This is a genomic window from Streptomyces phyllanthi (assembly GCF_009377205.1).
GTDB classification, from domain to species: Bacteria; Actinomycetota; Actinomycetes; order Streptomycetales; family Streptomycetaceae; genus Streptomyces; species Streptomyces phyllanthi.
The window spans coordinates 1-22,719 of sequence record NZ_VJZE01000077.1 but is presented as its reverse complement, the minus strand read 5'-3'; the positions used below and the strand labels follow the sequence as shown (position 1 = coordinate 22,719).

Sequence of the window (22,719 nt, the reverse complement as noted above, 5' to 3'; positions counted from 1 at the left end):
TGATCGCTCCGGAGCAGCGGCCGCTTCGTGGTCCGTTGCCGGAAGCTGCGAAGTGCGTGTGTGCGACAACCCGGAGGTCCTTCCATGGAAAACCGTGCGGTGGTACGGCGGACCGGGCCTGTCGTCGGCCAGGACCGCCACTTACCGTACGGGCTGCCCATGGCCACCGTTCACCCGGTTACCAATCCTTACTCGGCCCTTACTCTGCCTTGAAGAGTCCTGTCACCGACGGCCGTTCCTCACTCCCGGGGCGCCCCCGTACTCGCCCGCTCCACCAGCCGCGTCGACAACTCCGTTCGCGTGCCCTCCGGTTGCTCGCCCGCCATCATCCGCACCAGCAGCCGCATGGCCGTCGCCGCCATCTCCGACAGCGGCTGGCGGACCGTGGTGAGGCCGGGGCTGGCCCAGCGCGCCTCCGGCAGGTCGTCGAAGCCGACCACGCTCATGTCGTCCGGTACGCGGAGCCCCCGCTCGGCCAGTGCCTGGTACACCCCGAGGGCCATCTTGTCGGAGCACACGAACACGGCGGTGGGCGGTTCGGGCAGGTCGAGGAGTTCCAGCATGCGGTGGTACGCGGTGGTCTCGTCGAAGTCGCCGTGGCGTACGTACTCGTGGCGGTTCCGCACCCCCGCCGAGGTGAGCGCCGAGCGGTAGCCCGCGATCCGGGCGCTGCTGCACATCTTCCGCCGGTACCCGCCGATGCACCCGATCCGCTCGTGGCCCAGCGCGAGCAGGTGCTCAGCGGCGCTGACCCCGCCCTGCCAGTTGGCCGCGCCCACCGACACCACGTTCTGCGGGGGTTCGACCACCGGGTCGATCATCACGAAGGGGATGCGGTGCTGGTCCAGCCAGGTGTACTGGGACGGTGTCAGCTCGGCGAGGTTGAAGAGGACCCCGGACGAGCCGCGGGTGGTCAGCTTGTCCATCCAGCCGCGCTCGGGACGCCCGCCCCGGGTCCGGGTCAGCCCGGCCGACACCACCACCTCGAGGCCCGCGTCGTGCGCCGCCTCCTCCACCCCGTGCAGCACCGCGCCCGACCAGGAACTCTCCAGCGAGTGCACCACCAGGTCGACCAGGCCCCGCGCCTTCGCCGCCTCGAAGCGGGGTCTGCGAACGTAGCCGAGCCGCTCCAGCGCCTCGGTGACCCGCCGCCGCGTCTCCGGCGCCACGTCCTCCCGGCCGTTGACCACCTTGGAGGCGGTCGGTACGGACACCCCGGCCTCGCGTGCCACGACCGCCAGCGTCGGCCCGGCCGCCGGGCCGCCACCTGCCGTACGGGTGGCCGTACCTTCCGTACCGGCGGCCGTACCTTCCGTACGGGCAGCCGGACTCCCCGTACGGGCCGCGCCTGTCCTGTGGGTCGCACCTGCGGTACGGACCACGGCCCCGCTCCCGGAACGGACCATCGAAGACCACCTCTCCGGCCCGCCCGAGGGCCATCGAAAGTTGGACCAGCGCTGCTGTCGGCCGATCGAAACAGAAAGCGCTTCCTACCCTAGGTGTGACACGAGGTGACGTGAAGACATGGGAATCGCAGCATCACGTGGTCCTGAACTTTCGAAAGTCTTCCGCCGACCGTGTCGGACCGTGTCACTCGTGTCACTCCGGTGTGCATGTCAGCCGGAAGCCCCGGAAGTCGGCCGTGAAGGACGCGTCGACCAGATCCCGGGCGTGGATGCCCGCCACCGCGCCCGTGAAGCGCAGCCGGGAGCCGTGGTCGTCGGAGAGCCGGCTGAAGTCGAGGGGCGGACCGACGGGAGTGCGCACCCCGCCCCGGACGTACCAGAACCGCGCGTCGGCACCGTCGGTCGTCACGCCCAGCGTGACCGGCACGCCCGGACCGACCTCCACCACGGCAACCTCCCGCGTACCCCCCTCGTCCCGCTCCACCAGGCTGAGGACCGTACGTCCCTCACCCCGCCACTGCTGCCCGCGCTGCCCCTCGCCCTCCGGTTCGGCCCAGGTCAGGTCGAGGCTGAGGTACGCCTCGGCGTCGTAGCGGAGCACCAGCCCCGCGGCCTGGGTGAACGTCGACGGCCGGGCTTCGACGGTGACTTCGGCCTCCGCCCGGTGTTCGGTGATGCGCCGGGCGAGCAGGCTGTGCTCCCAGCGGGACTCGGGACCGTGCCGGCCACGCAGCCGGATCCAGCCGGGGCGGCTCGTGGTGTCGGCCCAGGAGGGGTCGGGGGGCCGGCGCAGGGTGCTCCAGGGCCAGCCCAACGGATCCTCCCGGGTGACCGGTGGAGATGCCTGAGGTGGTGTCGTCACGTCGACCTCGACCGCGGGGTGATGGCCGCCGTGCCGCAGCCGCGGCCAGCCCTCCGCATCCCATGTCACCGCCTGGACGGCGGTCTCCCGGCCGAGGGTGCAGCGCGGTCCGTGCGGGGTCCGCAGCGGACGGGCCGTCAGATGGCTGAGCACCCACTGCCCGTCGGGCGCCTCGACGAGTTCCGCGTGCCCGGCCTTCTGCAGCGGCACGGACGGGTCGTCCCGTGTCGTCAGCAGGGGGCGGTCGTCGAGCTCGTACGGACCGGTCAGGTTCTGGCTGCGCGCCACCAGCACTCCGTGCTCGAAGCCCGTGCCGCCCTCCGCGAGTACCAGCACGTACCAGCCGTCGCGGTACAGCATCTTCGGCCCCTCGATCAGCCGTTCGTGCTGGAGCAGCAGGTGGGTGCCGCCGATCGGTTCGAGGGTCCCGCGGTCCAGTTCGGTCACGACGATCCCGGCGAAGCGCCGGCCACCGGGGCGGTGGTCGTTCTGCAGGTTGAGCAGCCACAGCCGGTCCTCGTGGTGGAAGAGGGCCGGGTCGAAGCCATGGCCGGCGACGCGGCGCGGGGCCGTCCACTCGCCGGCCACGTCGGTGGCCGTGGAGACGTACGTGTCCAGGTCGAAGTACGGCGTTCCGACCGAGCGGACGACGGAGTAGACCACCCAGAACCGCTCCCCGTCCCAGCTCAGCGAGGGCGCCCAGATGCCGCCCGAGTCGGGCACCCCGGCCAGCGAGTCCCCGGGGGCCGCGCCGCGCACGTGGCCCGCGTACTCCCAGTGGGCGAGATCCCGTGAGCGGTGGATCGGGATCGTCGGGAACCACTCGAACGAGCTGGTCGCCACGTAGTACCAGTCACCGGCCCGCACCATCGACGGGTCCGGGGCGAAGCCGCGGATGACGGGGTTGCGCAGCACGGTCACTTCAGGGCCCCCAGCGTCACCCCGGTCCGCCAGTAGCGCCGCATCGCGACCATCATGATCGCCATCGGCACGATGGACAGCAGCGCGCCCGTCAGGACGAGGCTGGTCACGTCGATGCCCGACTCCAGCTTCTTGCCGGTCCAGTAGTACAGACCCAGGTTGAGTGTCCAGTTCTCCTGGCCGCGCAGCACGGTCAGGGGGAGGAAGAAGGCGTTCCAGGTGTTGACGAAGGCGAGCAGGAACACGGTCGCGCCGCCGGTGGTCATCATGCGGAGCACGATGCTGAAGAAGATGCGCAGCTCGCCGGCGCCGTCGATGCGGGCCGCCTCCAGCAGCTCGAACGGGATGGTCGCCTCTGTGTAGACCTTGGCGAGGTAGACGCTGAAGGGGTTGATCAGGCAGGGGATCAGCATCGCCCAGGGGGTGTCGACCAGGCCGATCGCCGAGAACAGCAGGTACAGCGGCAGGGTGAGCAGGGCGATGGGGATGAGGAAGGAGCCCACCACGGCCGCGAACACCACACCCCGGCCGGGGAAGTCGAAGCGGGCCAGACCGTAGCCCGTGGCGAGGGCGATCAGGGTGCCGCCGAGGGAGCCGACACCGGCGTACAGGAACGAGTTGGCGGTCCAGCGCAGGAAGATGCCGTCCTCGTAGGTGAACAGCTGGTGCAGGTTGTCCCACAGGTGGAAGTCGGAGAACCACAGGCCGTTGCTCTGGTACAGGCCCACGCGGTCCTTGGTCGCGGCCACGATCAGCCAGTACACGGGGAACAGGCTGTAGGCGCTGGCCAGGACCAGGCCGATGAGGAGGAAGCGCTGCCCGCCCCGTGATCGGGCAGCGGGGTCGGGGCGGGTGAGGCGGCGGACACCGCGCCCGCGGGGAGGCACCGCGGCTGTTTCCGTGCCGTTTTCCGTGCCGTTTTCCTTACGGCTTTCCGTCAGTGCCATCAGTCGACCTCCTTCGAGGTCAGCCGGTAGAAGAGGAAGGACGCGACGCCGAGGATGAGGGCGAGCAGCACCGACAGGGCCGCGGCGTAGTGGTAGTTGCCGGCGTTGAACGCCTGGTTGTAGATGATCATGATGGGGGTGAAGCTGTCGCTGACCGTCTGCGGGGTGACGTTCCGGAACAGTGCGGGCTCGTTGAAGATCTGCAGCATCTGGATGATCGACAGCAGAGCGGTCAGGACGAGCGCCCCGCGCACGAAGGGGACCTTGATGCTCAGCGCGATCCGCAGCTCGGAGGCGCCGTCCAGACGGGCGGCCTCGAACAGCTCGCGGGGCACGCCCTGGAGGGCGGCGTAGATGATGACCATGTTGTAGCCGATGCCGTGCCAGGTCAGCAGGTTGCCGATGGCCGGCCACACCATCGAGGGCGCGAAGAAGTTCCAGTCGAACCCGAACAGCTCACCCAGCGGGGTGAGGGGGCCCACCTCGGGGCTGTACAGGTTGACCCACACGATGGCCGCGACCACGCCCGGGATCATGTACGGCACCAGCAGCAGGATCCGGAACCGGCCGGCCGTCTTCGAGGTGACCGCGTCCAGGAACAGCGCCAGCACCAGGCTGACGAGCAGCATGAACGGGATCTGGACACAGGCGAACAGCACCACCCTGAGGATGGAGGTCATGAACGCCGAGTCGGTCAGGCCGTGGCTGTAGTTCTCCAGCCCGACGAACTCCCTGGTCGCGCCGCCCAGACCGAGGCCGGACTGCTTCTGCAGGAACAGCGACTGGTAGACCGCGTAGCCGATCGGAAGCAGGTAGAGGAAGACGAAGCCGAGCTGGAAGGGCACCGTGAAGGCGGCACCCTTCCAGCGCAGTGAGCGAATCATCGAGTCTGCCTCAGCCCTTGACGTTGATGCCGCGCTGCTTCAGGTCGTTGACCGTCCACGTCTGCATGTGCGCCAGGAGATCGGTGACCTTCTGCTCCTTGCTGACGACCTTGGCCCACTCGTCCTGCATCTCCGTGAACATCGCGGTCCAGTTCGGGCCGAAGGTCCAGCCGGTCCGGATGGTGCCCAGGCTGTCCGTCACGATCGTCTTGGCCGGCTCGTAGTTCTTGCCGAGCAGCTTCTCGGAGATCGCCTCGGAGACGTACGACTCACTGTCGGCCAGGGCCGGCATCACACCACTGCCGGTCTCCGGGCTCGCCATGGTCTTGACCGCACCGGAGTCGGTCGACATCCACAGCGCCGCCTCGGCGGCCTGCTCCTTGTACTTGCACTGCTCGGACACCAGCGTCAGGTTGCCGCTCTGGTTGGTGCCCGCCGGGGTCTGGGCCGCCTCGCCCTTGAAGGCCGGCCACGGGGCGAGCGCCCACTTGCCGAAGGACTTGGTGAAGTTCTGCACCATGCCGGACATCTGCCAGGTGGAGATCTGCCGGGTCGCGGTGGCGCCGGTGTCGAAGCTGCGCTGCACGGCCGCGTAGTCGGCGAAGGACAGCTTGGCGTTCAGGTCGTTGTCGATGATCTCCTGGATCACCTTCGCGGCCTTCAGGGTGCCCTCGTCCTGGAAGTTCACCACCCAGGAGTCCCCCTCGACGGAGTACCAGTTCGCCCCGGCCTGCATCGAGAGCACCTCCAGGGTGCTCGGGTCCTCTCCGGCGTAGTTGGTGAGCTTGATGTCGTGCTTCTTCAGCACCTTGCCCGCGGCGATGAAGTCGTCCCAGGTCTTGGGCGCCTCCAGGCCGTACTTCTTGAAGATGTCGGTGCGGTAGATCGTGAAGGCGGGCGCCGAGGCGGTCGGGACGCCGTAGATCTTGCCCTGGACCTGGCCGACCGCCCACGAACCGGGGTTGAACTTGTCCTTGCTGGACTCGACGTACTCGGTGATGTCGGCGAGCGCGCCCTGCGAGACCCAGCTGGTGACGTACTCGCCGGTGTTCTGCAGCAGGCAGGGCGCGTTCTCGGCCTTGACGGCGTTCGTCAGCTGCTTCTGCATGGTCAGCTGGTCGGTGACCTTGGTGTACTTCAGCTTGACGTCCTTGTGGGAGGCGTTGAACGCCTTGACGACGGCCTCCTGGCCGTTCGCCCAGCCCCAGAAGTCCAGGGTGACCGGACCGGAGGACTTGGACCCGGAGTCATCGGTGTCGGAGCCTCCGCAAGCGGAGAGCAGACCTGTCAGCGCGAGGCCCGCGACAGCGGCGCGAGCGAACCTTCTCCGGGGGTTGGTGAAGTTCATCTGACCGTGATCCTTCGGAATTCAGGCGTCTCAGAACGAGGACGGCGGCTCTGGGGGAGTGCTGGCCAGGAACGGCGGCCGTAATCCGTCGGCTCGCGGTTGCGGGGGACCGGCCAAGCAGAAGCTGTAGTAAGCGGTTGCTGGGAAGGTAGACCGACGCGCGTGCTCATAGCAAGAGGTGCGCGTCAATTTGTTACGCCGGCTTGTCCGACGGGTGACGTCCCGACGCGGAGCGACCGGCGCTCTTGTGTAGAGAATTCGAGCAGGTCAAGAGACCTTTGCGGGACCCGGGAAGGGGGCCCGCGGAGATCCCCGACTGCCCTGTGGAGCAACTGAAAAACCTCGAGAAACCGTTTACGAAACGATCTCTCGCACTGGCCATCAGTCGCGCAGCGCGGGCGGTCGTACGGAGTTCCGTACGACGACATGGGTGCCCAGCACCAGGTGCTCGCCGTCCGCGCTCCTGCGCCGGCCCGCCCCGCCCTCCCGCCGGTCGGCGACGGCTCGCAGCGCGACCCTGCCCATCTCCTCGTACGGCACGTGCACCGTGGTCAGTTGCGGGGTGAGCTGGGAGGCCAGCGGGATGTCGTCGTAGCCGACGATCGACACGTCCTCCGGCACCCGCAGCCCGGCCGCGCGCAGGGCCTGCATGGCGCCCGCGGCGACCACGTCGGTCCCGGCGAGCACCGCCGTGAAGTCCAGGCCCTCGCGCAGACTCGTCTCGACGGCCTCGTACCCGTGCTCGTAGTCGTACGGGCCGTGGCGCACCATGCCCGGGTCGAAGGGCACGCCGTACGCCTCGAAGGCCCGTCGGGCGCCCCTCAGCCGGCCCTGGGCCGTGGTGAGCTCGGCATGTCCCGGCAGCACCAGGACCCTGCGGTGACCGGCGGACAGCAGATGGCTGGCCATCGCGTAGGCGCCGCTCTCGTTGTCGTAGTCGACCGTCGTCGCCGGTACGTCGCCCTCCAGCGGCGGCCTGCCGACCAGGACGAGATGGGAACCGGCGGCGTCCAGGGAGCGGGCGAAGCGGGCCATCCGCAGCTGGTACTCGTCGTAGTCGTACGCGCCGCCGAGCAGGATCACCGCGGCGACGCCCTGCTGGCGCATCAGGTTGACCAGGGCGAGCTCCCGCTCGGGGTCGTCGCCGGTGGTGCCGACCAGTGACAGCCAGCCGCGCAGTGTGGCGGCGCCCTCGACGCCCTTGGCCACATGGGCGAAGGCGGCGCCGGTGATGTTGTTGAGGAGGATGGCCACCGTCGGGGTGCCGCCGCCTGCGAGCGACCGGGCATGTGCGTTGGTGACGTAGTCCAGGTCCCGGACGACCTTCATCACCCGGCGGCGCAGTTCGTCCGAGACGGGGTAGTTGCCCGACAGGACGCGGGACACACTCGCCACGGAGACGCCCGCGCGTTCCGCGACGTCGCGGATGGTCGCCCGTCCGGCGTCACCGTCCGCCTTGCGCTGACTCACCGTTGCGGCTCCTTCACCGTCGTGGCCCGATCACCGCGGGAGCCGGGTCCCCGTTCCCGTCCCCCGCCGGTGGCGAAACCGTATCCCATGGTTACTCCTGGCCGGACGGCTCGTGGGGCTTGTGGCCGGCGGCCCGGGCGGCGGCTGCGGCGCCCCGCGGGCGAGCGGGCCGTCGTACGCGTCATCAGGCGACCCGGGTCAGGTCGGCGTGACGTACCTCGTGCCCGAGCGGCAGCCCCGCGGCCAGGCGTTCGAGCTCGTCCACGACGATACGGCCGAGCCGCTCCAGCTCGTTGCCGAGCGAGCCCGCGATGTGCGGGGTGAGGAAGACGTTGGGGAGCCCGTACAGCGGGGAGGCGGCGGGCAGCGGCTCGGGGTCGGTGACGTCGAGGACCGCGCTCAGCCGACGGGAGAGCAGCTCGTCGGTGAGGGCGTCGTGGTCGACGAGCGCACCCCGCGAGGTGTTGATCAGTACGCCGCCGTCCCGGATGAGCGCGAGCCGGTCGCGGTCGAGCATGCGGTAGGTCTCGGGGATGTCGGGGGCGTGCAGGCTGACGATGTCGCTGCGGCGCAGCAGGTCCTCCAGGGACACCGGGCGGGCGCCGAGCGCCACGGCCTCGGCGGCGTCCACGTAGGGGTCGTGGAGGAGGACCTCGAAGTCGTACGGCCGCAGCAGGTCGAGGAGCCGGCGGCCTACGCGCGAGGCGCCGATGATCCCGATCCGGCGGCCCAGATTGCCGGTCGTCGCCGTCTCGGCCGGGGTGGGGTACGCGTGCGTGGCGCGGTAGCGCTCGCGGTGCGCGAAGGTGTCCTTCCCGGTCAGCAGGATCATGGCGAGCGTGTACTCCGCGACGGGCAGCGCGTTGCCGGTGACCGCGCTGGAGACGGTGATCCCGCGTTCCCACAGGGCGTCGCCGACCAGCGAGCGGACGGAGCCCGCCGCGTGCAGGACGGCGCGGAGTCCCGGTGCCGCGTTCAGGGCGCCCGCGTCGAGGTGAGGGCAGCCCCAGCCGGTGATCAGTACCTCGGCGCGGGCCAGCGCCGAGGCGGCGGAGGGGGCGGTGAGGTCCCGTACGACGAGCGAGGGGTCGATCCGGGCGGTCCGCCGCAGCCGCGCCATGAGCGGGTCGGGGAAGAGGAGGGGGAGGTGCACGGGATCCATGGCGAACACGGCCCTCGGCAGCTGGGCGCTGTGCATGACTCTCCTGAGGGGGAGGGGGGTGGGCAAGAAACATTTTCTGAAAGCGCCTTCTACCGTAAATCTCGCTCCGGAGACGGTCAATCGGTGGGACTGGCCGCCGCGTCGGGAAACTTTCGATACGGCATGGGGGGTCGAGCGACGTCGAACAACCTGGTCGAAGCGGTGGTCGGCGGCGATTCGCCAACGCGTGCCCGTCTTGGGCGGCCGAGGGGCGGGACTGCCGGGGCCGCGGATCGCGGCCGGGCGCCGTGAGGAATTTCCTGGCCTCTCCGGGTTCCGGCGGCGGAGGCCGGAGCGCGTGCCCGGTTGCCCACCGTTCCCGTCCGTGCCTGTCCATCCGGCTTCGCGGGTGGCGACGAGGTGCTCCGCCACCCGTGGTGTCCGGAGTGGGCGAGTCGTGAGGCCCCACCCCGGACAACACGGGTGACTGCCCAGCTCAGCGTGGGTGTGGCGCGGTTCGAGGACCTGCGTGCGGGCGGGGTGGTGTGCGGTGTGGAGGGCCACCGGACTTTTCGAAAGTTCGCGCGGCCCCTTGACGTGCTTTGCGGACAGGAAGAAGCTCTGGCCACTCGACTTAGCAAACGGTTCCTACCTGTTACTCACACCATCCGAGCTGTGATCTCCCCACGGTTCCCGGAACCCCCCACGCCACCCCGGTTCCCCTCAGGCAGAAGGTGAGGCGTTCATGCGCTCCCACGCCGGTGATCCCCCCACTCGCCGCCGGTTCCTCGCGCTGTCGGCCGGCGGCGCCGTGGCCGGCGCGACGGCGCTCAGCGGCTGCGCGCTGCAGGTGTCCACCGGAGTCAGCGGCTCCGGTCAGACCGTCACGGTGATGGTCAAGCCCGGGGAGATCACCCCGGACGACGTCAAACAGGCCCGGAAGGACCTGGGCATCAAGATCATCCTGGTGAAGTACGACATCACCAAGCTGATCGCGATGATGACCACCGGCAGCCCGCCCGACCTGGTGCGCGGCGCCGGTGCCGTCGACGCACCGTACTTCGCGGCGCGGGACCTGATGGAGGACCTGGATCCGTACTTCGCCAGGAGCACCGTCCTCAGGCCCGCCGACCTGGACCCGGTCAATGACCTGTGGCGCTACGACGGCAGGACCCAGGGCAAGGGGCCGCGGTACGGCATGGCGAAGGACTTCTCCCAGGACTCCATGTACTGGTACAACACCTCGCTCTTCGACAAGGCGGGTGTCGACTACCCGCCGGAGACCGAACCGGTCACCTACGAGGAGTGGCTGGAGAACGCGAAGCGCCTCACCCGGCGCAGGAACGGCCAGACGACCGTCTTCGGCGGCAGCTACAACGGCCTGATGAAGTCGAGCCTCCTCGCCTCCCTGACGGCGGCGGCCGGCGGCAGCCTCTTCACCGACGACTACTCCCGCGTCGACTTCACCACGCCCGAGGCCCGCAAGGCGCTGGGCTGGTACATCGAGTACTGCAGGACCAAGGTCGGGCCGAGTCCCATCCAGCCCGACCCGAACGCCTGGGACGGGCCCACCTACCAGGCGAGCCGGATGGCCATGTCGAACTCCGGCTACTGGCTCGGCGGCATGATCGGCACCGACAGGAAGCTGGCGAAGGTGTCACGCCTCGCCCCCGCCCCGGTCTTCGGGCAGGGCCCGCGGATCAGTCCCTGCCAGAGCGGCACCGGCCTGTGGATGCCGAAGAAGGCACGGCACAAGGACGCCGCATGGCGGGTCTTCGAGTGGTTCTTCGGCGAGGCACCGGCCAGGGCACGCGCGTCCGGCGGCTGGGGCATCCCGACCCTGAAGTCGCTGCGCCCGCTCATGCCGGCCCAGCAGGAGTACCAGAAGCGGACGCTCCAGGTGCAGGACGCCGAGCTGAGGCATTTCTCGGTGATCAGCTTCACGCCGTACGCCACCGCTGACGCGCTCGACGCCCTCTTCAACCAGGTGGCCCCGGCGGCGATGACGGGCGGGATATCCGTCGACACCCTCGCCGGACGCCTCAACTCCGCCATGAACGAGCAGCTCGAGCGCGGTAAGGAGCAGGTGGGATGACAACCGAGCAGATCACCTCCGTGGCCGAGCGGCCGGACCCGACCGCGAGCGTGGCCCCGGCCCGTGCCGCGAACCGGCCGAGGGTCTCCATGACCGCGCGCAGGCACCGGGCGTTCTACATGTTCACCTCGCCCTGGATCATCGGGTTCCTGCTGCTGACGATCGCCCCCATGGCGTACGCGCTGTGGCTGAGCCTCACCACCTTCGACGGCCTGTCGCCCAACTGGCGGTTCGTCGGGCTCGACAACTACCGCGAGCTGCTGTCCGACCCGGTCACCTGGGACGCCCTGGGACGTGCCGGTCTGTTCGCGGTGACCTCGGTGCCGCTGTCGATCCTCGCGGGGCTCGCCCTCGCGGTCCTGGTCAACCGGCCGCTCAGGGCGCGCGGACTGTTCCGCACCCTGCTCTACCTCCCGGCCGTGGTGCCGCCGGTGGGCGCGGGCCTGGCGTTCAAGCAGCTCTTCGACCAGAACTCCGGTGCCGCCAACGGCGTGCTGAACCTGTTCGGCATCGACGCCCTCGGCTGGCTCGCCGATCCCTACGCCCGTTACGTGCTGCTGATGACGGTCCTGTGGACCGCCGGAAACATCATGATCATCTCGCTGGCGGGGCTCCAGGACGTGCCCCGGGAACTGCACGAGGCGGCCCGCGTCGACGGCGCGAGCGCCTGGCGGACCTTCCGCAGCATCACCGTGCCGCTGCTGTCCCCCGTGCTGCTCTTCCAGACGGTGACCGGAGTGATCGCCTCGGTGCAGACCATCATGCCGCTGCTGCTGGCCCCGGACGGGACCACGGCCGGCGTCACCCTGGTCCCCCAGTCCAACTACCTGTACATGATGCACGTGTTCGCGCAGTACTTCGCGATCGGCCGCTACGGCTACGCCTCCGCACTGCTGTGGGTGCTCTTCGTCCTGATCCTCGTCGTGACCGGCCTCATCTTCAGGTTCACGTCCGGCGCGGTGTTCTACAACGTCGACCCGGAGGCGAAGAAGTGACCGCCACCAGTCCGTCCCCCAAGTCCTCGGCGTCCGCGGCCGGTGTGAAGGTGCGCGTCAACCGCCTGGTCCTCTACACGGTCCTCGTCGTGATCACCGGGCTGTTCCTCGGCCCCTTCGGCTGGCTGGTGGTCTCCGGGCTCAAGACCCAGGCCGAACTCGCCTCCTCCCCGGTCCGCTGGCTGCCCGAGCACATCCAGTGGCACAACTTCACCGACGCCTTCCACCAGATCGACTTCCTCGGCTACGCCCGCAACTCCCTCGTCATCGCCCTCGTCTACGCCACCCTCGTCACGCTCAGCTCGGCCTGGGTCGGCTTCGGCTTCGCCCGTCTGAACGCACCCGGCAAGAAGACGCTGTTCGGCGTCCTGCTCGGCTCGATGATGCTGCCGCAGCTCGTCACCCTGCTGCCGACCTACCTGATCTTCGCCGAGCTGGGGATGGTCGACACGTACTGGCCGTGGGTGCTGTGGGGCCTGTCCTCCGCGCCGTACCTGGTCTTCCTCTTCCGGCAGTTCTTCGCCGGCCTGCCGCGCGAGCTGGAGGAGGCGGCGATCGTCGACGGCTGCGGCTACACCCGGATGTTCTGGCGGATCTTCCTGCCCCAGTCCTGGCCGGTCGTCTCCGCGAGCTTCATCATCGCCTTCACCTGGACCTGGGGGGACTACATCGCCCCGCAGCTGCTGCTGTCCAGTGACCGCACCACGCTGGCCGTCGCCATCATGTCCGCCTACAACACGCCGGCGGGGCAGCCCGTGCCCGAACTCCAGGCCGCCGCCTCCGTGATGTACGTCGTCCCGATCCTGCTGATCTTCCTCGTCGCCCAGCGCGGATTCGTCGCCGGGATGTCCACTTCCGGGCTCAAGTAGGCCTCGCCCCGCCCCCGCTGCCTCTCTCATCTCCCCCTTGGCTGAAGGAACCTCTCCATGAACGACATCCCGGGCACCGGCCTGACCCGGCGCACCGTCCTGCAGGCCGCGGGCGCCGCCGCAGCCGCCTACTCCCTGATCGGCGCGGCGGCCGGTACCGCGCGCGCGGACGACTCCCCGGCGTCGGCCGACAAGCTCGTGGTGTACCCCATCCCGAGCGGGGTCCCGACCAACTCGAGCTACACCGTCAAGGCCCGTACGCCGGGGGGCGAATGGCGGACGGTGCCCGTCTACCGCGCCAGAGCGAAGCAGATCGACGCGAACACGGGCAGCGGCCCGGTGTTCAACTCCTCCGTCGCCACCTTCGACTTCAAGGGCACCGTCGAGGTCGTCGTCACCTCCTCCAAGGGCACCATCGGCACCGCGCGGATCCGCCCCCTGTCGTACGACACCGAGTTCACGGTGGACGGTGCCTCGGTGAGCTTCACCCTCACCGAGCCGCGCAACCTCTCCATCGAGGTCGACGGCGACCTCTTCAACAATCTGCAGCTGCACGCCAACCCGATCGAGACGAACGCGCCCGACCCCGACGACCCCGATGTCATCTACTTCGGCCCCGGTCTGCACAGGACCACGGACAACGTGGTCAAGGTGCCCAGCGGCAAGACGGTCTACCTGGCCGGCGGCGCGGTGCTGACCTCCCGGGTGGAGTTCGTCAACGTCGAGAACGCCCGGCTGACCGGCCGTGGCGTGCTGTACAACTCGCCGAGCGGCGTCCTGCTCCAGTACTCCAGGAACATCGAGATCGACGGCATCATGGTGCTCAACCCGAGCAGCGGCTACGCGTGCACCATCGGCCAGTCGAAGCAGGTCACCGTCCGCAACCTGCACTCCTACAGCCACGGCCAGTGGGGCGACGGCATCGACGTCTTCTGCAGCGAGGACGTCCTCATCGAGGGCGTCTGGATGCGCAACTCCGACGACTGCGTCGCGATCTACGCCCACCGCTGGGACTACTACGGCGACGTCCGCAACGTCACCGTCCGCGACTCCACCCTCTGGGCGGACGTCGCGCACCCGATCAACGTCGGCACGCACGGGAACACCGACGAGCCGGAGACCATCGAGAACCTCGTCTTCAGCAACATCGACATCCTCGACCACCGCGAGCCCCAGATGGACTACCAGGGCTGCATCGCGCTCAACCCCGGCGACAGCAACCTGATACGCAACGTCCGCGCCCAGAACATCCGGGTGGACGACTTCCGCTGGGGTCAGCTGATCAACATGCGGGTCATGTACAACAAGACGTACAACACCTCCGTCGGACGGGGCATCGACGGGGTCTTCATCCGGAACCTGACGTACACCGGGACGCGTGCCAACCCGTCCCTCATGGTCGGCTACGACGCGGACCACGCCATCAAGGACGTCACGTTCCAGAACCTCGTCATCAACGGCAAGTTCATCGGCAACGGGATGAAGAAGCCCGGCTGGTACAAGTTCACGGACATGATGCCGGCGTACGCCAACGAGCACGTGCTGAACCTGCGGTTCCTGAACTCCACCGAGGCCACCTCCGGCGACGCGCCCGAGATCACCAGCCCGGACCAGGCCACGGCCACCAAGAACCAGGTCTTCAACCACCTGATCACGGCCGGCGGCCTGCCGACGAAGTTCGACGCCGACGGACTGCCCAAGGGCCTGGACATCGACACCGACACCGGTCTGATCTCCGGGTCCGCCCAGGACAACGTAGGCACCTTCACGGTCACCGTCTCGGCCACCAACAGCGTGGGCACCGCGACGCAGGACCTCACGCTCACCATCGAGCACGCGTGACGGCACCACTGAACCAGGAGACACCCGTGCATTCCCTCAGCCGACGGTCGTTCCTCGGCGCGGCGGGACTCACGGCCGTGACGGGAGCCGGACTGCTGTCCGCCGCCTCCGCCACGGCCGCGTGGGCCCAGACCGCCGAAGCGGCGTTCATGTTCAGACACCCCGGCCTCCTCCACTCCCAGGAGGACCTGGACCGGATGAAGGCCGCGGTCGCCGCGCAGCAGTCCCCGGTCCACGACGGCTACCTCACGTTCGCCGCCCACGCCCGGTCGAAGTCCACGTACACCATCCAGAACACCGGCCAGATCACCTCCTGGGGCCGCGGCCCCACCAACTTCCAGAACCAGGCCGTCGCCGACTCGGCCGCCGCCTACCAGAACGCGCTGATGTGGTGCGTCACCGGCAACCGGGCCCACGCGGACAAGGCCCGGGACATCCTGAACGCCTGGTCGAAGTCGCTCACCGCGATCACCGGGGCCGACGGCCCGCTCGGCGCCGGACTCCAGGCGTTCAAGTTCGTCAACGCGGCCGAGCTGCTGCGGCACAGCGGTTACGACGGCTGGGACGGGGACGACATCGCGCGCTGCGAGCGGTCCTTCCTGAACGTCTGGTATCCGGCCGTGTCCGGCTACATGCTCTACGCCAACGGCAACTGGGACCTGACGGCCATCCAGACGATCATGGCCATCGGCGTGTTCTGCGAGGAGCCCACCCTCTTCGAGGACGCCCTCCGGTTCGCCGCGGCGGGCGCGGGCAACGGCAGCGTCCGCAACCGTGTCGTCACGGATGCGGGACAGGGCCAGGAGAGCGGCCGCGACCAGGGCCACGAACAGCTCGCCATCGGTCTGATGGGCGACGCCGCGCAGGTCGCCTGGAACCAGGGCGTCGACCTCTGGGGCTTCGACGGCAACCGCATCCTCGCGAACGCCGAGTACGCCGCCCGCTACAACCTCGGCGGCGACGTCCCCTTCACCCCCGACCTCGACCGCACCGGCAAGTACATCAAGACGACAGTCTCCGACAAGGTTCGCGGCAACCTGCCCCCGATCTACGAGATGTACTACGCCCACTACGCGGGCGTCCGCGACCTCGACACCCCGTACACGAAGGCCGCCGTCTTCCGCGGCACGGGCGGCGCCCGCGTCGTCGAGGGCAGCAACGACGACCTGCCGAGCTTCGGCACCTTCGCCTACGCCGGCACCAAGGCCTCCTCGCCGACCGTGCCCACGGCACCCGCGGGTGTCACGGCGGTGGGCGAGGACGCGGCCGTCACCCTCGGCTGGCTGCCGTCCGCGTGGGCGGACGAGTACACCGTCCAACGGGCCACCGGCCCCGACGGCCCGTACGAGGAGATCGCCTCCGGGGTCGGCGAGCCGGCGTACACCGACAGCGACGTACGCACCGGACGGACCTACTACTACAAGGTCACCGCCGCCAACTCCCGGGGGAGGAGCGACCGCTCCGGATGGGCGGCGGCCACCGCCGGCCTTCCCGAACCCTGGGCCACCCGGGACATCGGGCACGTCGGGCGCGCGGGGTCCGCGGTCTTCGACGGGGAGCGGTTCGTGCTGGAGGCGGGCGGTACCGCGGACGCGTACCGGATGGCGTACCTGCCGCTGCGCGGCGACGGCACCGTCACCGCGCGCATCGTGTTCCCGCTCAGCTCCCAGTACTCCAGGATCGGCGTCACCCTCCGCGACTCCCTCGACGCGGACGCCGCGCACGCGTCGATGCTGATCCAGGGCCTGCCGCTGCACACCTGGAGCGGTGTGTGGACCGTACGCCCGGAGACCGGCGCGCCCGTCTCCGGCACCGGCAGCACGCCCGTGCCGCCCAGCCAGCAGCAGGCCATCACTACCGGCGCGTCGTTCCCGATCTCCAGTCTCGGGACGCTGCCCGAGTCGGCGACGCCGCTCGACGCCCCGTACGTCGAGGGCGCCGGCGACGGCTACCGGCTGCGCATGCCGTACTGGGTGCGCGTCACCCGCAAGGGCCGGCGCTGCACCGGAGCCATCTCCCCGGACGGCGTCCGCTGGACCGAGGTCGGGTCCACGGAGGTGGAGCTGGGACGCACCGCGTACGCGGGACTCGCGCTCTCCTCCTGCCTCGGCGTCGACGAGGAGTACGCCGAGACCGGCACCGGCGCCTTCGACAGCGTCTGTGTGACCTCGTCGGCCACCGGCGAGGTGTGGAGCATGCCGCGCCCCCGGCGCACCGCCACCGATCTACGGGCGACCGCGGGCGCCGACGCCGTGGAGCTGGCCTGGACCGACCCGGACCTCGCGGCCCGGTACAAGGTGCTGCGGGCCACCGGCCCGGACGGCCCGTACGAGACGGTCGCGACCGGCGTCGGCCCGGTCGGGTTCGGCACCCGTATCCGCTACGCGGACGCGACGGGAGCGCCCGGCACGACGTACCACTACGCCGTCGCCAAGTCGAACTGCGGTGGACGCGGCCCCCTGTCGCAGCCCGCCGCCGCGACGATGCCGACCCCCTCGGTACCGGAACTCACCTCCGGGACCATCGCGTTCGCCAGCAAGGGCGTCGCCTTCCGGCACCTGCTGCGGGCCACGCACGAGCCCGTACGGTTCACCGCCGCCGGCCTGCCCGACGGCCTGCGCCTCGACCAGCGCACCGGCGTCCTCACCGGAACCCCCACCGAGACCGGAGAGTTCACCGTCACCACCGGCGCGGGCAACGCCGCCGGTGACGCGACCGGCACGCTGAGGCTCACCGTCGGCACACCGCCGCCCGGCCCCTGGACGTACGGCGACCTCGGTGACGTGGTCGCCGACGAGCGGGAGTTCGGGACCCTCGGTGTGGTGGCCGTCAGGACCCCCGGCATCACGGCGTACGAGGACGGGACCTTCGTCGTCCGGGGTGCCGGGACCGATCTGACCGTCAACAACCAGGGTATGACGGGGCAGTTCGTACGCCGTCCGGTCACCGGTGACTGCGAGGTCACCGCACGGCTCGTCTCCCGGGAGGGGGCGAGCGCCGACCGGGTCGGGCTGCTCATGGCCAAGTCCCTGTCCCCGTTCGACCAGGCGGCCGGAGCCATCGTCACGGGCGGGACCGCCGCCCAGCTCATGCTCCGCACGACCGTGGCCGGACGGTCGGCCTTCACGGGCAACGCCACGGTCACCGCCCCCTGTCTGCTGCGGCTGAAGCGCACCGGGACCGTCTTCAGCGCGGCAGTCTCCACCGACGACGGCGTCAGCTGGACCCCCCTCGCCGCGGGAGAGATCCCCGGCTTCGGCGACGCCGCCTACTACGTGGGTCTGGTGGTCTGCTCCCGCAGCCCCCAGACCCGCGGCACCGCGCGATTCAGCGAGGTGAGCATCACCCCCACCTAGATCCATCCGCACAGGATTGGAGATGCATCAGCGATGAGCCGCACTTCCCCCCACGGGCATTTCCAGGACAGACACACGGAACCGAGCCGCCGCGGTCTGCTGAAGACCGCCGGCGGTCTCACCGCAGCCCTCGCCGTCGGTGCCTCGGCCGCCGCCCTCACGGGCACCGCGGCCGAGGCGGCCCCGGCCACCTTCACCCACCCCGGCATGCTGCACAACGGAGGTGACATCAACCGGGCCAAGGTCCGGGTCGCCGCAGGCGACGACCCCTGGCTGTCCGGCTGGAACCGCCTGACCGCCAACTCCCGCTCCCAGTCCACCTGGACCGCCCGCCCCCAGGCCACGGTCTACCGCGGATCGGGCTACCCGGAGAACTACGGGATCCTCTACAACGACATCGCCGCCGCCTACCAGAACGCCCTGCGCTGGCGCGTCGGCGGCACCACCGCCAACGCCGACTGCGCCGTGCGGATCCTCAACGCCTGGTCGTCCACGCTCACGTCCATCCAGGGCAGCGCCGACCGGTTCCTCGCCGCGGGGATCTACGGCTGGCAGTTCGCCAACGCCGCCGAGCTCATGCGCGGTTACGCGGGCTTCGACCTCGCCCGCTTCCAGCGGATGATGCTCAACGTCTTCTACCCGCTCAACAACCAGTTCCTCACCAACCACAACGGCGCCTGCATCACCAACTACTGGGCCAACTGGGACCTGTGCAACATGGCCTCGGTCATGGCCATCGGCATCCTGTGCGACGACGGCGCCAAGTACGACCAGGCCGTCAACTACTTCAAGACCGGCGCGGGCAACGGCTCCATCAAGAAGGCCGTACCGTTCCTGTACGCGAACGTCGAGGGCTACGACCTCGGCCAGTGGCAGGAGTCCGGCCGCGACCAGGGCCACACCGTCATGGGCATGGGCCAGATGGGCGCGATCTGCGAGATGGCCTGGAACCAGGGCGACGACCTGTACTCGTACGACGGCCGCCGTTTCATGAAGGCCGCCCAGTACGTCGCCAAGTACAACCTGGGCATGAACGTGCCCTACACCACCTACACCTGGGGCACCGGGACGAACTGCGCCCAGCAGTCACAGACGGTGATCGGCTCCGGCTCCCGTGGCCAGGCCCGCCCGGTGTGGGCCATGCTCCACTACCACTACAACCGGCGCCTGTACCTCGACGACAGGTACATCTCGCAGATGTGCTTCTCGGTCGCCCCCGAGGGCGGTGGCGGCGACTACGGCACGACCAGCGGCGGATTCGACCAGCTGGGCTTCGGCACGCTGATGTACGCCAAATAGCCGCCCGTCGGTGACAGGCGGCCGGAATAACCGGAGGTGGTGCGATGCTCTGACCTGAACGACGGTTCACGGGCGCGAGGAGCTGGTGGGCGTATGAAGGCAAGGGCGGAAGACCGGACAGGGCCCGTGGCCGGAACGCCGTACGGGGATGTCCGCGGCACGTACGAACGCGGGATCGCCGTCTTCAGGGGCATCCCGTACGCCGCGCCGCCCTTCGGCGCCCACCGGTTCCGGCCGCCCGTGCCTCCCGAGCCCTGGGAGGGCGTCCGCGACGCGCTCGCGTTCGGGCCGACGGCGCCCAAGCCGCCCTACTCGGAGGCCTTCGCGCGGGTCCTGTCCGACCCGGTCGTGCCGGGTGACGACTGCCTCAACCTCAATGTGTGGACGCCGGAGCCGGGCCCGGGGGCCCGGCTCCCGGTCATGGTGTGGATCCACGGCGGCGCGCTCACCCGGGGCTCCTCCGCCGTCCCCGTCTACGACGGCCACGCCTTCGCCCGCGACGGGGTCGTCCTGGTGTCCGTGAACTACCGGCTGGGCGTGGAGGGGTACGGCCTCTTCCCCGACGCCCCGGCCAACCCCGGTCTGCGCGACCAGCTGGCCGCCCTGGAGTGGGTGCGGGACGCGATCGCGGGGTTCGGCGGTGACCCGGACCGCGTCACCGTCTTCGGCCAGTCCGCCGGTGCCATCAGCATCGGCGCGCTGCTGGCCGCTCCGCGCGCCCGGGGACTGTTCCGCCGGGCCGTCCTGCAGAGCGGGCCGCCCGAGGCCGCCGACCGCGACAAGGTACGGCGCATGGTGCGCCGGATGGCGGCCCGGCTGAAGGTGCCCGCGACCGCCGCCGCCTTCGCGGAGGTGGACCGCGCCGCCCTGGCCGAGGCCCAGGCCGAGGTCAGCAGGCTCAGCGGCCCGGTGCTCGGCGGCCCCTCCTTCGGCATCGTCGTCGACGGCGACCTCGTGCCGCACGATCCCCTCCAGGCCCTCGTCGAGGACGGCGCCGCCCACGACGTCGGCCTGCTCATGGGCTGGACCAGCGAGGAGCACCGGCTGTGGCTCGTCCCGGGCGGGCTCCTGGAGCGCGTCGACCGGCTCGGCGCGGTCGCCCTGGCCGGGGCCCGCGCCCGCTGCCACTGCGGCCCCGAGATCACCCGCGGCTACCGCGAGCTCCACCCGGACGCCGGTACCGCCGAGCTCGTCGGCCAACTCGTCACGGACCATCTGCTCCGCGTCCCGCTGCACCGGCTGGCCGACGCCCGCCCGGCGGACGCCCCCTCGTACGTCTACGAGTTCGCCTGGCCCTCCAAGGTGCCCGGGCTCGGTGCCTGCCACGCCCTGGAGCTGGGCTTCGTCTTCGAGACCGGCGAGGCCCCCGCGTCGGTGAAGCTCGCGGGCGAGGGCACCCCGAAGGAGCTCGCCGACGCGATGCACAGGGCGTGGGTGCGGTTCGCGGTGGACGGGGACCCCGGCTGGCCGGCCTGGGACCCCTCGCACCCGGTACGGATCTTCGACGCCCCCGCACCGGACGGACCACAGGTCGTCCACGGCCCCTACGACCGGCAGCTCGCTCTCTGGGAGGCCGACGCCGGAAGCCGGCCAGGCATCGCGGGCGGCACGCCCCCGTCCGGCCGCCGAATTCCTCCGTCGAGTAAAAAGCAGAGCCGGAAACTGTTCTCGAACTCCGTCCGCCGCTCACCTCGCTGACCCCACGGCCAACGCTGCGACCGTGACTTCACCCTGATTTCCCTTCTTTGTCCCGAGTTGGCAAAGCGCTGTTTCAACAGCCGCTGTGCGGCAATTTCCGAAACGGTGCGTAACCGGTGCGGGACATTCTGTAGGGGAGTGTATGTCCACGGAAGCCTTGGGCTCATTGTTGTTGGCGTTGCTGCTGCTGATAGCGGGCGCCAATCTTTTCGGACAGCTGGCGGCGACGCTGCGCCAGCCGAAAGTCGTGGGGGAGATACTGGCCGGCATATTGCTCGGTCCTTCGTTGCTCGGACTGCTGGCGCCCCATTTCGCCGCGCAGATCTTCGGGGGCGGCGACAGGAGCCCGGCCGCGGTGGTCCTGGATTTCTTCTACCACCTCGGATTGTTGCTACTCATGTTCGTATCCGGCGCGAGTGTGCGGAATGTACTGGGTAAGGAGAACCGAAAACCGACCGCGTGGATCCTCTGTCTCGGAACTCCGCTGCCGTTCTTCCTCGCGCTGTTCCTCGCGCCACTGCTTCCTCTGGAAGCGTTCATGGGCGACGCGGGCAGCGAACCCGCCGTGGCCCTGGTGTTCGCCACCGCGGCGGCGGTCACCTCGATCCCCGTCATCACCAAGATCTTCTACGATCTGGGCATCCTCCACACCCGGTTCGCCAGCCTCATGCTGGGCGCCGCCGTCCTGGAGGACATCGTGCTCTGGGGCGTGCTCGCACTCGCCACCGCGATCGCCTCCGCCACCGTGACGGCCGCGGGGGGCGCGCTGGCGGGGACGGTGTCCGCGCACGTCGTCATCAATGCCCTGTACGTGCTGCTCGCCATGACCGTGCTGCCCGTGATCCTCCGGTGGCTCAGCCGTGCCCGCTGGAACATCGTCGCCAGGCACACGCCGATCGCCTGGATCATGATGGTCGTCCTCGGCTATGTGAGCGCGGCCGCGCTGCTGGACGTCACACCGGCCTTCGCCGCCTTCCTCGCCGGGTTCGGGATCGTCGGCGGGATGAGGGGCACCGAGCACCAGCGCCTCGAGGCTCCGCTGGACTCGATCAACCGTGTCGCCGGGGCGGTGTTCATACCGGTCTACTTCGCCATCGTCGGCTACCGGCTGGACTTCACCAGAGGCTTCTCACCGCTCATGGTGATCGGGTTCCTGCTCGGTTCCTCGGCGGCGGTGCTGCTCTCGACGGGGCTGGCGGCCAGGCTGGCCGGCTTCCGGGGCCTCGACATCGTCAACCTGGCCATGACGTGCAACGCCCGGGGCGGGCCCGGGATCGTGCTGGCGAGCGTCGCGTTCGACGCCGGCATCATCAACGCGCCCTTCTTCACCACGCTGGTCCTCACCGCGGTGCTGACCAGCCAGGCCTGCGGCGTCTGGCTGGAGTTCGTACTGCGCAAGGGGTGGCCGCTGCTCGCCAGCGAAGGCCCTGTCGAGCAGCGCAAGCCCGAGGGGGAGCTGCGGCCCCAGGTGTCGTAGAGCCCGTTGCTGAAGCCCGTTTCGCCGGGCCCGGCCCGCGGTGATCGCGGACCGGGCCGCGGCGGGCGGACGTGTCGCCCGGCGGGGTGGGCGGACGTGTCGCCCGGGT

Annotated in this window: 15 protein-coding genes; 8 read left to right on the top strand and 7 right to left on the bottom strand. The window is 69.9% G+C overall.

Annotated elements, in window-relative coordinates; genetic code table 11:
• Positions 1–239: 239 nt before the first annotated feature.
• The 7 genes from FNH04_RS14140 to FNH04_RS14110 all read right to left on the bottom strand — a co-directional run bounded on the left by FNH04_RS14140 (position 240) and on the right by FNH04_RS14110 (position 9,036).
• The gene (locus tag FNH04_RS14140) at positions 240–1,241 is read right to left on the bottom strand and encodes a LacI family DNA-binding transcriptional regulator (RefSeq protein ID WP_228031364.1); all 1,002 of its coding nucleotides are present in this window, start codon (positions 1,239–1,241) and stop codon (positions 240–242) included.
• Between the two features lie 358 nt (positions 1,242–1,599).
• Positions 1,600–3,189: a family 43 glycosylhydrolase gene (locus FNH04_RS14135; protein ID WP_322723035.1), complete on the bottom strand. Its 1,590-nt coding sequence runs from the start codon at positions 3,187–3,189 to the stop codon at positions 1,600–1,602.
• Positions 3,186–4,136 (bottom strand): carbohydrate ABC transporter permease, encoded by a 951-nt coding sequence (locus FNH04_RS14130; protein WP_152784044.1) that lies wholly within the window; start codon positions 4,134–4,136, stop codon positions 3,186–3,188. The genes FNH04_RS14135 and FNH04_RS14130 overlap by 4 nt, the downstream gene beginning before the upstream one ends.
• Positions 4,136–5,020, bottom strand: coding sequence for a carbohydrate ABC transporter permease (locus FNH04_RS14125; protein WP_152784042.1), 885 nt, complete (start codon positions 5,018–5,020; stop codon positions 4,136–4,138). The genes FNH04_RS14130 and FNH04_RS14125 overlap by 1 nt, the downstream gene beginning before the upstream one ends.
• A 10-nt stretch (positions 5,021–5,030) precedes the next feature.
• On the bottom strand, positions 5,031–6,368 hold the full coding sequence (locus FNH04_RS14120) for an ABC transporter substrate-binding protein (RefSeq protein WP_152784040.1): 1,338 nt from the start codon (positions 6,366–6,368) through the stop codon (positions 5,031–5,033).
• 381 nt (positions 6,369–6,749) lie between these two features.
• On the bottom strand, positions 6,750–7,838 hold the full coding sequence (locus tag FNH04_RS14115; RefSeq protein ID WP_322723034.1) for a LacI family DNA-binding transcriptional regulator: 1,089 nt from the start codon (positions 7,836–7,838) through the stop codon (positions 6,750–6,752).
• A gap of 184 nt (positions 7,839–8,022) precedes the next feature.
• Positions 8,023–9,036 carry a hydroxyacid dehydrogenase gene (locus FNH04_RS14110; protein WP_152784038.1) on the bottom strand — a complete coding sequence of 338 codons (1,014 nt, stop codon included), beginning with the start codon at positions 9,034–9,036 and terminating at the stop codon, positions 8,023–8,025.
• A gap of 688 nt (positions 9,037–9,724) precedes the next feature.
• Here FNH04_RS14110 and FNH04_RS14105 point away from each other — a divergent pair.
• From FNH04_RS14105 to FNH04_RS14070, 8 genes are all read left to right on the top strand, one after another.
• Positions 9,725–11,074 (top strand): extracellular solute-binding protein, encoded by a 1,350-nt coding sequence (locus FNH04_RS14105; protein ID WP_152784037.1) that lies wholly within the window; start codon positions 9,725–9,727, stop codon positions 11,072–11,074.
• Complete coding sequence (locus tag FNH04_RS14100) at positions 11,071–12,069, top strand: carbohydrate ABC transporter permease (protein WP_152784035.1); 999 nt, start codon at positions 11,071–11,073, stop codon at positions 12,067–12,069. Before FNH04_RS14105 ends, FNH04_RS14100 begins: the two co-directional genes overlap by 4 nt.
• A complete protein-coding gene (locus tag FNH04_RS14095; RefSeq protein WP_322723033.1) occupies positions 12,066–12,938 on the top strand; it encodes a carbohydrate ABC transporter permease in 873 nt (290 codons plus the stop codon). The genes FNH04_RS14100 and FNH04_RS14095 overlap by 4 nt, the downstream gene beginning before the upstream one ends.
• A 57-nt stretch (positions 12,939–12,995) precedes the next feature.
• The gene (locus FNH04_RS14090; RefSeq protein ID WP_152784033.1) at positions 12,996–14,780 is read left to right on the top strand and encodes an Ig domain-containing protein; all 1,785 of its coding nucleotides are present in this window, start codon (positions 12,996–12,998) and stop codon (positions 14,778–14,780) included.
• 26 nt (positions 14,781–14,806) lie between these two features.
• Positions 14,807–18,136, top strand: a complete 3,330-nt coding sequence (locus FNH04_RS14085; RefSeq protein WP_322723032.1) for an alginate lyase family protein — start codon at positions 14,807–14,809, stop codon at positions 18,134–18,136.
• 33 nt (positions 18,137–18,169) lie between these two features.
• Positions 18,170–19,435: an alginate lyase family protein gene (locus FNH04_RS14080; protein ID WP_152784031.1), complete on the top strand. Its 1,266-nt coding sequence runs from the start codon at positions 18,170–18,172 to the stop codon at positions 19,433–19,435.
• Between the two features lie 93 nt (positions 19,436–19,528).
• Positions 19,529–21,133: a carboxylesterase/lipase family protein gene (locus tag FNH04_RS14075; RefSeq protein ID WP_152784029.1), complete on the top strand. Its 1,605-nt coding sequence runs from the start codon at positions 19,529–19,531 to the stop codon at positions 21,131–21,133.
• Between the two features lie 142 nt (positions 21,134–21,275).
• Positions 21,276–22,610 carry a cation:proton antiporter gene (locus FNH04_RS14070; protein WP_152784027.1) on the top strand — a complete coding sequence of 445 codons (1,335 nt, stop codon included), beginning with the start codon at positions 21,276–21,278 and terminating at the stop codon, positions 22,608–22,610.
• The last annotated feature ends 109 nt before the right edge of the window (positions 22,611–22,719 follow it).

What these genes read in the sequence shown, in the direction of transcription:
- FNH04_RS14120 (WP_152784040.1), bottom strand. Translation starts at nt 6,368, where the DNA reads ATGAACTTCACCAACCCCCGGAGAAGGTTCGCTCGCGCCGCTGTCGCG.
- FNH04_RS14105 (WP_152784037.1), top strand. Translation starts at nt 9,725, where the DNA reads ATGCGCTCCCACGCCGGTGATCCCCCCACTCGCCGCCGGTTCCTCGCG.
- FNH04_RS14130 (WP_152784044.1), bottom strand. Translation starts at nt 4,136, where the DNA reads ATGGCACTGACGGAAAGCCGTAAGGAAAACGGCACGGAAAACGGCACG.
- FNH04_RS14075 (WP_152784029.1), top strand. Translation starts at nt 19,529, where the DNA reads ATGAAGGCAAGGGCGGAAGACCGGACAGGGCCCGTGGCCGGAACGCCG.
- FNH04_RS14070 (WP_152784027.1), top strand. Translation starts at nt 21,276, where the DNA reads ATGTCCACGGAAGCCTTGGGCTCATTGTTGTTGGCGTTGCTGCTGCTG.
- FNH04_RS14090 (WP_152784033.1), top strand. Translation starts at nt 12,996, where the DNA reads ATGAACGACATCCCGGGCACCGGCCTGACCCGGCGCACCGTCCTGCAG.
- FNH04_RS14080 (WP_152784031.1), top strand. Translation starts at nt 18,170, where the DNA reads ATGAGCCGCACTTCCCCCCACGGGCATTTCCAGGACAGACACACGGAA.
- FNH04_RS14100 (WP_152784035.1), top strand. Translation starts at nt 11,071, where the DNA reads ATGACAACCGAGCAGATCACCTCCGTGGCCGAGCGGCCGGACCCGACC.
- FNH04_RS14110 (WP_152784038.1), bottom strand. Translation starts at nt 9,036, where the DNA reads ATGCACAGCGCCCAGCTGCCGAGGGCCGTGTTCGCCATGGATCCCGTG.
- FNH04_RS14125 (WP_152784042.1), bottom strand. Translation starts at nt 5,020, where the DNA reads ATGATTCGCTCACTGCGCTGGAAGGGTGCCGCCTTCACGGTGCCCTTC.